Genomic DNA, 12,353 nt, shown 5'->3' on the forward strand with positions numbered 1-12,353 from the left:
GGACTACTCGACTTCGAGCGCGGCCGTGAATATCGACATCCGACCGGGCACCAGCCTGCCTGGCGTCGGTGGCGATTCGCAGGGCGTGACCCTGACCAATATCGAGAAAGTCATCGGTACGGCGTTCAACGATACCTTCACCACGGATGCCTACCTCTTTGCAACTTACGATGGTGGTGCGGGCGATGACATCTACTACGTCAACGGCGGAGGCGTAACGGTCATCGAGCAAGTTGGCGGCGGCAACGATGAAGTGCGCGTCAGCTACAAGGACCATACGCTGGCAGCCAACGTCGAGCGCCTGACCTACACCGGTACCGGCTCGTTCACCGGCGTGGGTAATGCGATCGACAACATCATCACCGGCGGCAATGGCAATGATCTGCTTTACGGTGGCGGTGGTGCCGACCAGTTCATCGGTGGTGGAGGCATGGACACGGTGTCCTACGACGACAGCACGGTAGGCGTCAGCATCAACTTGAAAACCGGTGTCAGTAGCGGGATCGCGACGGGCGACACCTACAACAGCATCGAGGCGTTCACAGGCTCGAAGTACAACGACATCTTCGTTGGCAACTCCGTAGCGCTGGCAATCAACGGCGGCACCGGCCTGGATATGGTCAGTTACGAGTCGTCAGACAGTGCCGTTACTATCGACCTGAAAACCAACGTCAATGCCGGTGATGCTGCTGGCGATACCTTCACCAATATCGAGATCTTCCAGGGCAGCGGCTTTGCCGACACCTTGTCCGGAACGGCGATCAACGACAATTTCATCGGTGGCGGCGGCGCCGACGTGATTGACGGGCGTGAAGGGATCGACACGGTCTGGTACATCAACAACACCACAGCGGTGAACATCAACCTGCAGACCGGCGTCAATCAGGGCGGTGATGCACAAGGCGATGTGCTCATCAATGTCGAAAGCATCATCGGTACCAACTTCAACGACACGCTGACCGGCAACGCGCTGGCCAACGGCCTTGAAGGTGGTCTGGGCAACGACACCATTTACGGTGGCGATGGCAATGATGTCATTTACGGCAGTTTCTACACCCAGCTCGGGCCGTTCGCGGTCGACGTCGCTGCCGCTGGGCCGCAGGCCGACATGCTCTACGGCGGCAATGGCAACGACCTCATCATCAGTGCGCCGGACGACCGTGGAACGTTCGCCTTCGGTGAAGCTGGCAACGACACGATCTACGTCGTCAGCGGCACTGCCGATGGTGGCGACGGTAGTGATGATCTGCTCGGTACCGGCGAAAACTTCGTACTGCTTGGCGGGGCGGGCAACGACGCGCTGACTTTCGGCGCCATCAATAATTACCCGTGGCAAAATAAAGCCACCGGTTTTGCCAACGGCGGCGAAGGCGGCGACACCTATGTCGTCAATACCGGCCTGCTGGTAACCATCCGTGATGATGGCACTAGCGGTACGGACACGCTGATCCTGAACAACATCCGTTCGGCTGATACGTTGCAACTGGAACGGGTGGGCAACGACCTGTACCTCAATGACGGCAGTTTCCCACCGTCTGATCCAACCGCCCAAGGCGTAAAACTGCAGGACTGGTTCGCTGGCTACAACACCATCGAGCACTTCATGGCAGCCAACGGTGATGTTCTGCCGATCAATGACGGGTTCAGCATGTTTGGCTGATCCGCTCCAATCGTTGAAATAGCTCGATGAAAGGGATGAGTCCGGTGACGGATTCATCCCTTTTTTCATGGCCGCACGTCCTGCCACACACTGCGCACCGAGCTGGCGCGTTTCCTGCAAGTCCCCCTCAAATCGCCATAAAACGAGCGCTTGCGGTCATCGCTGCGGCGTCGCAAGCGGCAAAAGGTTTAGCCAGATGGCCCGCATCGCTCAAGAAAGCTCTGCGCAGCCCGGTGAAGAACAAGAGGGGAGACGATGAAGGCAGTAATTTTGGCGGGTGGCCTCGGCACGCGCATCAGTGAAGAGTCGCACCTCAAGCCCAAGCCGATGATCGAGATCGGCGGCAAGCCAATTCTCTGGCACATCATGAAGCAGTATTCCGCTCACGGAATCCACGACTTCGTGATCTGCCTGGGCTACAAGGGCTACGCGATCAAGGACTTCTTCGCCAATTACTTCCTGCACACCTCCGACGTCACGTTCAACATGCGCGAGAACCGCATGGACGTGCATCAGAATTACAGCGAACCATGGAGTGTCACCCTGATCGACACCGGCGAGGAAACCATGACCGGTGGCCGTCTGTTGCGTGCCGGCCGTTATCTGAAGGATGAAGAGGCGTTCTGCTTCACTTACGGCGACGGTGTTTCCGATTTGAACATTCGCCAGTTGGTCGACTACCACAAGGCCCATGGCCGTCTGGCGACCGTGACGGCGGTGCAACCACCGGGTCGTTATGGCGCCCTGGAACGCCAGGGCGATCAGGTGCTCGGCTTCACCGAAAAACCCCGTGGTGATGGCGGCTGGATCAATGGCGGCTTCTTCGTGCTGTCGCCAAAAGTGTTGCCGTATATCGCGGGTGATGAAACCACCTGGGAGGCTGAGCCATTGGCACGGCTGGCCCAGGATGAGCAGCTCAAGGCGTTCGAGCACGACGGCTTCTGGCAACCCATGGACACCCTGCGCGACAAAAACCACCTCGAAGCGCTGTGGCAGAGCGGGGAGGCCCCATGGAAGCAATGGGCCTGAGTGCGGATTTCTGGCGCGGCAAGCGCGTACTGATTACCGGCCACACCGGTTTCAAGGGCAGTTGGCTGACCCTGTGGCTGCAAAGCCTCGGCGCGCAAGTCAGCGGTTTTTCGCTGGATCCGTCGACCGAACCGAGCCTGTATGAACTGGCGCGGGTTCACGAAGGGATCAACGATCAGCGCGGTGATCTGCGCGATCTCGGCGCGTTGCTGGAGATCATCGCCGACACCGAGCCGGAGATCGTCCTGCATCTGGCCGCGCAGCCGCTGGTGCGTGAAGGCTATCGCGACCCGCTGGGTACTTATTCCAGCAACGTCATGGGCACGCTGAACCTGCTCGAAGCGATTCGTCAGGTCGGTTGCGTGCGCGCCTGCGTGCTGGTGACCACCGACAAGGTTTACGCCAACAAGGAATGGTTGTGGCCGTACCGCGAAGACGAAGCCCTCGGCGGGCACGATCCTTACAGCAGCAGCAAGGCTTGCTGCGAACTGTTGGCGCAGTCTTATGCCGCGTCGTTTTTCCCGGCCGACAAGTACGCCGAGCACGGTCTGGCCCTGGCCACCGCGCGCGCCGGCAACGTGCTGGGTGGCGGCGACTTCGCCCCGGAGCGACTGATTCCCGACGTGCTCAAGGCCTGGACTGCAGACGAACCGGTGACCCTGCGTTACCCGCAAGCCGTACGCCCGTGGCAGCACGCGCTGGAACCGCTGGCCGGTTACCTGCAACTGGCTGCCGGCCTCTACGAACAAGGCCCGGAATACGCCGGGGCGTGGAACTTCGGCCCGGGCGAGGCGGACATGTGCAGCGTCGGCGAAGTGGTCGAGCTGCTCGCCAGTCGCTGGCCACAGGCACGCGGTTTGCGCATCGAAAAAAGCGAACTGCACGAGGCCGGCCTGTTGCGTCTGGATAGCAGCCGCGCCCGTCAGGTCCTGGGCTGGCAGCCACGCTGGACCTTGCAGCAATGCCTGACCCAGACCCTCGACTGGCACCTGGCGTGGCAGAACGGTGACGACATGCGCAACGTCACTCTCGGCCAACTGAACCTGTACCGAGGCGCGCTGTGAGCGAGTTTTCCTTGAAACCGTTGCCGCTGGCCGGGCTGTTCAGCGTCCAGCACAGACGCTTCGAAGATCAGCGCGGGCATTTCGCCCGACTGTTCTGCGAAGGCAGCCTGAGTGCGTTCGGCAGCGAATTTCACATCCGCCAGATCAACCATTCCTGCACCCGTGAAAAAGGCAGTGTGCGCGGTCTGCATTATCAGAATGCCAATGCGCCGGAAGCCAAGCTGATCACTTGCCTGCGCGGTGAAGTGTGGGACGTGGCGGTGGATCTGCGTCCTGATTCCGAAACGTTTCTGCACTGGCACGCCGAGCATCTCAAGGCTGGCGATGGTCGCAGTCTGTTGATTCCGGCCGGGTTTGCTCACGGCTTCCAGACTCTGACGGAAGACGCCGAACTGCTTTACCTGCACAGCGCCGACTACGCGCCGGAGCATGAGGGCGGCTTGTCGGTGAACGATCCACGGCTGGCGATTGCCTGGCCGTTGCCTGTCAATAATTTGTCAGCGCGTGATTCCAGCCATCCCGCGCTCGATCAACACTTTGCCGGAGTGCGTCTATGAACTGCCGTGGGTGCGCCGCACCGCTGAGCCTGCCGCTGATTGACCTCGGCACCTCGCCACCGTCCAACGCCTACGTGCATGCCGAGCGCCTGGAGCAGGCCGAGCAATGGGTGCCGCTCAAGGTCGCCGTGTGCCAGCAATGCTGGCTGGTGCAGACCGAGGACTACACCCGTGCCGACAGCCTGTTCGACGCCGAGTACGCCTACTTCAGTTCGTTCTCCAGCACCTGGCTGGCCCACGCCGAGCGTTATGTCGCCGAGATGGTCGAGCGCTTTGCGCTGAACGCCGACAGTCGTGTGGTCGAAATCGCCGCCAATGACGGCTACCTGCTGCAGTACGTCGCTGCTCGCGGCATTCCGTGCCTGGGTGTCGAGCCGACCCGCAGCACCGCGCAAGCGGCGCGGGAAAAGGGTCTGCAGATTCGTGAAGTGTTCTTCGGTCGCGATAGCGCAGCGCAGTTGAAAGGCGAAGGTTGGGGCGCCGACCTGATGGCCGCCAACAATGTGCTCGCGCATGTGCCGGACATCAATGATTTCCTCGGTGGTTTCGCCACGCTGCTCAAGCCGACCGGCGTCGCTACCTTCGAATTTCCGCAACTGCTGACGCTGATGGCCGGCGCGCAGTTCGACACGCTGTACCACGAGCACTATTCCTACCTGTCGCTGACCGCGGTGCAGACTTTGTGCGAGCGCAATGGTCTGGAAGTGTTCGACGTCAGTCAGTTGAGCACTCACGGCGGTTCGCTGCGGGTGTTCGTGCAGCGCCAGGACGGTGAGCGTCGTGCGGTGCAGCCGGCGGTGCAGCAACAACTGCAGGCCGAACTGGATGCCGGGGTGAAAACGCCGGAGTACTACGCGACCCTCGCGCCGGCTGCCGAACGTATCAAGCATGACCTGCTGCGTTTCCTGTTGCAGGCCAAGGCCGACGGCAAGCGAGTGGTCGGTTACGGCGCGGCGGCCAAGGGCAACACCTTGCTCAACTACGCCGGGGTCAAACCGGATCTGCTGGCGTGGGTGGCCGATGCCAACCCGCACAAGCAGGGCAAGTTTTTGCCGGGCAGTCGTATTCCAATTGTCGCGCCGGCACAAATCGACATCGAAAAACCGGACTACGTGTTGGTGCTGCCGTGGAACCTGCTGCACGAAGTCAGTCAGCAACTGGCGCAAGTACGTCAGTGGGACGGGCGCTTCGTGATCGCCGTGCCTGAGATGAAAGTCCTGTGAAAGTCCTGGTCACCGGGGCCACGGGCTTCGTCGGTCGGCATTTGGTCGCGGCGTTGCTCGCGCGTGGCTGCGCCGTGCGCGCGGTGGCGCGCAATACAGATACGGCTGCGACCATGCCATGGGTCAACCACGTCGAATTCGTCGCGGCGGATATTCATGCGGCGGAGCTGGACATTGCGGCGCTCACCGACGGCATCGACGTGCTTGCCCATCTCGCCTGGCCGGGGTTGCCGAACTATCGGGCGCTGTTCCATTTCGAGCACAACCTGATGGCCGACTACCGCTTTATCAAAGACGCGGTCGAGGCGGGTGTGCCGCAAGTGCTGGTGACCGGCACCTGCTTCGAGTACGGCATGCAAAGCGGCCCGCTCAGCGAAAGCGTCGAGCCGCGGCCGAGCAATCCTTACGGGTTGGCCAAGCACACCTTGCACCTGTTTTTGCAGAACCTTGCGCAAGAACATCCGTTCACTTTGCAGTGGGCGCGCCTGTTCTATTTGCATGGCGCAGGGCAGAACCCCAGCAGTCTGCTGGCAGCGCTGGATCGGGCGATCGATAGCGGCGACGCGTCATTCAACATGTCTGGCGGCGAGCAGTTGCGGGACTTTTTGCCGATCGCCAGCGCCGCCGATTACCTCGCCGCGATCGTCCATCAGCGCGATTTCAACGGCGTGATCAATTGCGCCAGCGGCCAGGCGGTTTCGGTAAGAACCCTGGTCGAGCAACGCCTGCGTGAACGCGGTGCTTCGATCGATTTGAATCTGGGGCATTACCCCTATCCGACACACGAACCCATGGCGTTCTGGGCGGTGGTCGACCGTTTGCAACAGTTGCTCGAGGTGCAGCGAACCCATTGATGCGCTTCGACGCGAATGCCTTTTGGCAGCGCGACTATCCAATGACTTTTCAGTGAGACCGGACAATGAGCGATAACGTAATCAAAGCTTTCGAGGCGGAGTGCCACGCCGAAGTCAATGCCCAGGGCCAGGACAAGGACCTGAAGGCGCTGGCCCAGGAGTTCTACAACCAGTCGGCCAGACACAAGTACACCTATCACTTCTCGTGGATGGGCCGTCCGATCATTCAATTGCCACAAGACATGATGGCGATGCAGGAACTGATCTGGCGCATCAAGCCTGACCTGGTGATCGAGTGTGGCATTGCCCATGGCGGTTCGATCATTTACTACGCCTCGTTGCTGGAGCTGCAGGGCCACGGCGAAGTGCTGGGTATCGATCGCGACATTCGTGCGCACAACCGCGAAGCCATCGAAAGCCACCCGATGATCAAGCGCATCAGCATGATCGAAGGCTCCAGCCTGGATCCGGCCGTGGTCGAGCAAGTGCGTCAGGCCGCTGCCGGCAAGAAAGTGATCGTGGTGCTCGACTCCAACCATACCCACGAACACGTCCTCGAAGAGCTGCGTTTCTACGCGCCACTGGTTTCGCTGGACAGCTACTGCGTGGTCATGGACACCGTGGTTGAAGACATGCCGGCCGATGCCTTCCCGGATCGTCCATGGGGGCCGGGTGACAACCCGAAAACAGCGGTCTGGGCCTACCTCAAGGAGAACGCTGATTTCGAGATCGACCAGCACATGCAGGACAAGCTGCTGATCACCGTTGCTGCGGATGGCTATCTGCGTCGGGTTCGTTAATCGGTTCCATCATCAAAGCGTTTTTCGGGCGGTTTCGCCGATTGTGGGAGAAGTTATGCAAGGCAAGTACGGTTCAGAAAACAGGCTGCCATTGAGCGAGTTGCTGACGGTGGTTCTGATCACCCACAACCGCCCGGCTTTTTTGCGTCGAGCGCTGCAGTACTACAGCAGCCTGCCTTGCAAGGTGCTGGTGCTGGACTCTTCTCCCGAGCGCCCGGAAGGTGACTTTTCCTCGGTCGATTATCAGCACCTGCCGCAATTCGCCTATTGGGGCATGCAGGCCAAACTGACTTACGGCGTCGAGCAGCTGACCACGCCGTATATGGTGTTCGCTGCCGACGACGATTTCATCCTGCATGAGTCACTGGCCGAGTCGGTGAGCTTCCTTGAAGCCAACCGCGACTACGGTTTGTGCCACGGCTATTGCCTGATGTACCTGGCGCTGGCCGGGAGTGTCAGTTACTACCGCCGCGACAAGAAAATCTGCGAAGACTACGCCTCGGAACGTGCCGAGGATCGCGTCCTCGACTTCATGCATCAGTACGTACCGCCGTTCTATGGCGTGTGCCGAACCGCGATCATCCAGGACTGGTATGCGGCATTGCCGGCGGGCACCAGTTTCGAATGGCAGGAGATTGGTCACAGCTACTATCTGCTGGCGAACGCCAAGGCGCGGGTGCTGCCGATCCCGTATGTCGTACGCGAAATCAACGTCGGTTTCTCTGACCACAACACCGAGGTGTATCACGCGCTGTCTTACACCGATGCCAAATCGGTGGCCGAGCGTGAAGCCTTCGCCGAATTCCTCGCCTCGCTGCCGACGGGCATCACCGACCTCGACCAGGCGCAGCGCAAGGCGTTCGCCCTGGAAAGCTTCGCGGCGATGACCGATAGCCTGGTGACCGGTCGCGCACTGACGGCCGAGCTGATTTTCCAGTCCATCTGGAACAACGTAAGCAAAACCCCGGAGCGCCGCTTCGGGCCACTGCAGTACGTCGAGATGCCGTTCTACAACCAGCGCTTTTTTGATTTGCTGGCCGAGTTTGAATTCCTGTTGCACGCGATGCCGGCCGGCCGTGTGCAACTGGAACAGCTCGAGGGTGTCTGGACCCGGCAGGAATACCTGCAGCAGGCCCGCAATAACGATACCCCGGAAAGTGTGCTCGATCGCTTGTGGCAGGCCCATGACAGCAATGCGTTCAACCGTCGTGTGGTCAAGCGTCTGGTCGAGCAACTGCAGGCGTCCGGCGATGACACACAAGCTCAGGAAATGGCTGCCTGGGACGCGCGTCTCGAGACGGTGTCGAAAGCCGATCACTACCCGGTCTTCAGCAAGATGCGTTCGGGGCGTTTGCTCGAATGGCTGGCGTGCCGTACGCCGGACGCCGAGCAGCGGGCGTTGATTGCCGCGCACCTGGCGGCGAACAACGGCGGGCCACAGTTCGGCATTTTCCTGCTGGACCTGGACAACGACGTCGACAAGTTGCAAGTGACCCTCGACAGCCTGGTTGAAGGCCACAGTAAAGCCTTCAAGATCGTGGTCTTCACCACGGGCGAACCGCAGGCTGCGACCACTGCGCAGAACACCTTGCACTTTGTCCGCGTCACCCCGGGCAATTTCGTCGACAAGCTCAACCTGAGTGCGGCCCAGTCGCCATGCGACTGGCTGCTGTTGGCACAAGTGGGCGATGAGTTCACGGCGGGTGGTCTGTTGCGCGCCGGCCTGGAATTGATGTCGGCCACGGGCCTTCGCGCGGTCGCCACCGATGAAATCCAGCGCAATGAAGAGGGCGCGCTGATCGACGTGTTCCGCCCCGGCTTCAATCTCGACTTGCTGCAAAGCAACCCGTCGTTGATGGCGCGCCACTGGCTGATTCGTCGTGACGTGTTCCTTGAGACGGGCGGTTACCAGGCTGATTTCAGCAAGGCGCTGGAGTTCGACCTGTTGTTGCGTCTGATTGAGCAGGGCGGTCTCGAGGGGCTGGCGCATCTTGACGAGCCACTGCTGATTACCCAGGTTCCGGCGCAGGAAGAGGTGGCCCACGAGCGTCAGGCGCTGCTGCGTCATTTGACCCATCGCGGCTACAAGGCCAAGGTCACGTCGTCGCTGCCGGGCACCTGGCAGGTTGATTATCGCCATACCGAACAGCCGCTGGTGTCGATCATTGTGCCGGCCATCGACGACCTGCCGGCACTGCGTCGTTGCCTGGAAGGCGTTTTGCTCAGAACCCGTTACAGCCGCTATGAAGTGCTGATTGCGGCGAATCCGAATCAGTCGGCCGAGGTCAATGACTGGCTGGGCACGCTGCGTAACCCTAAAGTCAATGTGCTGCGTGCCGATCAGCCGCTGAGCGAAGTCGCGTTGTACAACGCCGCCAGCGAGCAGGCGCGGGGTGAATATCTGGTGCTGTTGGCCGCTGACAGCGAGATCGTCAATCCGAACTGGATCGATTCGTTGCTCAACCATGCGCAACGGCCGGAGGTCGGTATTGTCGGCGCCAAACTGGTCGACCGCGACGGCAAGGTCTCTCAGGCCGGTTTGATTCTCGGGATGAACGGCGGCGTCGGCTCGGCCTTCATCGGCGAAAAACATGCGGCAGCGGGTTACATGCAGCGTCTGGCGGTCGAGCAGAACTACTCGGCGGTGTCGAAGGTGTGTCTGATGGTGCGCAAAGAGTTGTTCGACGCACTGGGCGGTCTGGACGAAGTCGATTTCGCCGGCGGTTTCAGCGATGTCGACCTGTGCCTCAAGGCCGGGCAGGCGGGCTACCTCATCGTATGGACGCCGTCGGTGCAGGTACTGCATACCGGCGAGCTGCCGCAAGCACCCGAGGCGCTGCAGGCTTTGCGGGAGAAATGGAGCGGCGCCTTCGCGCAGGATCCGGCTTACAACGCCAACCTGGCCCTCACCGGCAAAGGTTTTACGCTGGCTGAAAATACCTCGATCGACTGGTCGCAGTTACTCGCTTGAGTCCGCCGGACAAGGAACAGGAATCAGCACATGTTCAACGGTAAATCGATCTTCATCTCCGGCGGCACCGGCTCGTTCGGGCGCAAGTTCATCGCCCGTCTGCTTGAGCAATACCAGCCCAAGCGCGTGGTGGTGTTCTCCCGCGATGAGCTCAAGCAGTACGAAATGCAGCAGACGTTCAACGCGCCGTGCATGCGTTACTTCCTTGGTGACGTGCGCGACGCCGACCGTCTGCGGCAGGCCATGCGCGGCATCGACTACGTGGTGCACGCGGCGGCGCTCAAGCAGGTGCCGGCGGCGGAGTACAACCCGACCGAATGCATCCGCACCAACGTCAATGGCGCGGAGAACATCATCGCCGCCGCCATCGACAACGGCGTGAAAAAGGTTGTGGCGCTGTCCACCGACAAAGCGGCCAGCCCGATCAACCTGTACGGCGCGACCAAGTTGCTCTCGGACAAGTTGTTCGTCGCCGCCAACAACATTGCCGGTGAACAACAAACGCGTTTTGCCGTGGTGCGCTACGGCAACGTGGCGGGCTCTCGGGGGTCGGTGGTGCCGTTCTTCAGCAAGCTGATCGCCGACGGTGCGCAGGAATTGCCGATCACCGACGAACGTATGACCCGATTCTGGATCACCCTCGATCACGGCGTGCAGTTTGTCCTCGACAGCTTTGCGCGGATGCACGGCGGCGAAGTGTTCGTGCCGAAGATCCCGTCGATTCGCATCGTCGATCTGGCGCGGGGCATGGCCGAGCATCTGCCGCACAAGAACGTCGGTATTCGTCCGGGGGAAAAACTGCATGAACTGATGGTGCCTCTGGACGATGCGCGGATGACCCTGGAATTCGCAGACCACTACACCATCCAGCCTTCAATCCGCTTTACCAGCGTCGATGTCGATTTCTCCGAGGACAAGCTTGGCGAACGTGGCCGGCCCGTAAGTGAAGACTTCGAATACCGTTCCGACACCAATCCGCACTACCTCTCGATCGGGCAGATCGCCGAGCTGCACGCGAAGTTGTCGGCATGATTCCCTACGGTCGGCAGAGCGTTGATCAAGCGGACATCGATGCAGTGGTCGAGGTTTTGCAATCGGACTGGCTGACCCAGGGCCCGACCATCGAGCGTTTCGAGCAGGCAATGGCCGAGCGTTGCCAGGCCGACTTCGCCGTGGCGGTGTGCAACGCCACGGCGGCGCTGCACATCGCTTGCCTCGCGGCCGGCCTAGGCCCGGGTGATCGCTTGTGGACCACGCCGAACACCTTTCTGGCCTCGGCCAATTGCGGGCGCTATTGCGGCGCCGAAGTGGATTTCGTCGACATCGATCCGCTGACCTGGAACCTCGATGCCTTCGCCCTTGCCGCGAAACTCGATCAGGCCGAACAGGACGGCACGTTGCCGAAAGTGTTGGTGGCGGTGGCGTTCTCCGGGCAAAGCTGCGACCTGCGCAAGATTGCCGAACTGGCCGAGCGCTACAACTTCACCGTGATCGAAGACGCCTCGCACGCGGTGGGCGCCAGTTACGCCGGGCGCCCGGTGGGTTGCGGGGACTTTGCGGCGATGACCGTGTTCAGTTTCCACCCGGTGAAGATCATCACCAGCGCCGAAGGCGGCATGGTCCTGACCAATCGCCCGCAACTGGCGGAGCGTCTGCAACGTCTGCGCAGCCATGGCATGACCCGCGATCCGCAGCAGATGAGCGAGCCCAGCCACGGCCCGTGGTATTACCAGCAGATCGAGCTGGGTTTCAATTACCGGATCACCGATTTGCAGGCGGCGCTGGGTCTGTCGCAACTGGCCAGACTGGACGGCTTCATCGCCCGTCGCCGCGAACTGGCGGCGCGCTACGACCGGTTGCTGGCGTATCTGCCGCTGACCTTGCCCAGCGCGCAGCCGGAGGCGGAATCGGCGTGGCATCTGTATGTGGTGCGCCTGCAGACCGAGCGCATCGGCCTGACCCACCGTCAGGTGTTCGAAGGCTTGCGTGCCGCCGGCATCGGCGTGAACCTGCACTATATTCCTGTGCATTTGCAGCCGTACTATCGCGACCTGGGTTTTGCCGAAGGCGATTTCCCCGAAGCCGAACGTTATTACGCCGAGGCGATCAGCCTGCCGCTGTATCCGCTGCTCAGTGACGAGCAGCAGGATCATGTGGTCGAGCAATTGCGCCGGCTGACCGAATAAATCCCGCTG

At 61.0% G+C, this 12,353-nt stretch carries 10 protein-coding genes; all 10 read left to right on the forward strand.

Annotation, left to right across the window (positions count from 1 at the left end; genetic code table 11):
- A partial coding sequence (locus JN524_RS25720; protein ID WP_272929700.1) for a calcium-binding protein occupies positions 1-1,660 on the forward strand: 1,660 nt, incomplete at its 5' end.
- A gap of 255 nt (positions 1,661-1,915) precedes the next feature.
- Positions 1,916-2,689, forward strand: a complete 774-nt coding sequence (gene rfbF / locus JN524_RS25725) for a glucose-1-phosphate cytidylyltransferase (RefSeq protein WP_034153269.1) — start codon at positions 1,916-1,918, stop codon at positions 2,687-2,689.
- Positions 2,671-3,753: a CDP-glucose 4,6-dehydratase gene (gene rfbG, locus JN524_RS25730; RefSeq protein WP_098967814.1), complete on the forward strand. Its 1,083-nt coding sequence runs from the start codon at positions 2,671-2,673 to the stop codon at positions 3,751-3,753. The genes rfbF and rfbG overlap by 19 nt, the downstream gene beginning before the upstream one ends.
- On the forward strand, positions 3,750-4,310 hold the full coding sequence (locus JN524_RS25735; protein ID WP_202371154.1) for a dTDP-4-dehydrorhamnose 3,5-epimerase family protein: 561 nt from the start codon (positions 3,750-3,752) through the stop codon (positions 4,308-4,310). The genes rfbG and JN524_RS25735 overlap by 4 nt, the downstream gene beginning before the upstream one ends.
- Positions 4,307-5,533, forward strand: a complete 1,227-nt coding sequence (locus JN524_RS25740) for a class I SAM-dependent methyltransferase (protein ID WP_202371155.1) — start codon at positions 4,307-4,309, stop codon at positions 5,531-5,533. Before JN524_RS25735 ends, JN524_RS25740 begins: the two co-directional genes overlap by 4 nt.
- On the forward strand, positions 5,530-6,387 hold the full coding sequence (locus JN524_RS25745; RefSeq protein ID WP_202371156.1) for an NAD-dependent epimerase/dehydratase family protein: 858 nt from the start codon (positions 5,530-5,532) through the stop codon (positions 6,385-6,387). The genes JN524_RS25740 and JN524_RS25745 overlap by 4 nt, the downstream gene beginning before the upstream one ends.
- Before the next feature lie 65 nt (positions 6,388-6,452).
- Complete coding sequence (locus JN524_RS25750; protein ID WP_145593079.1) at positions 6,453-7,187, forward strand: cephalosporin hydroxylase family protein; 735 nt, start codon at positions 6,453-6,455, stop codon at positions 7,185-7,187.
- Positions 7,188-7,242: 55 nt separating this feature from the next.
- The gene (locus tag JN524_RS25755) at positions 7,243-10,158 is read left to right on the forward strand and encodes a glycosyltransferase family 2 protein (RefSeq protein ID WP_202371157.1); all 2,916 of its coding nucleotides are present in this window, start codon (positions 7,243-7,245) and stop codon (positions 10,156-10,158) included.
- A 30-nt stretch (positions 10,159-10,188) separates the two neighbouring features.
- Positions 10,189-11,190, forward strand: a complete 1,002-nt coding sequence (pseB, locus tag JN524_RS25760) for a UDP-N-acetylglucosamine 4,6-dehydratase (inverting) (RefSeq protein ID WP_007966209.1) — start codon at positions 10,189-10,191, stop codon at positions 11,188-11,190.
- Positions 11,187-12,344: a UDP-4-amino-4,6-dideoxy-N-acetyl-beta-L-altrosamine transaminase gene (gene pseC, locus JN524_RS25765; protein ID WP_202371158.1), complete on the forward strand. Its 1,158-nt coding sequence runs from the start codon at positions 11,187-11,189 to the stop codon at positions 12,342-12,344. The genes pseB and pseC overlap by 4 nt, the downstream gene beginning before the upstream one ends.
- Positions 12,345-12,353 lie beyond the last annotated feature (9 nt).

It is taken from the genome of Pseudomonas sp. MWU318 (genome assembly GCF_016756945.1).
In the GTDB taxonomy this organism is placed as follows: domain Bacteria; phylum Pseudomonadota; class Gammaproteobacteria; order Pseudomonadales; family Pseudomonadaceae; genus Aquipseudomonas; species Aquipseudomonas putida_A.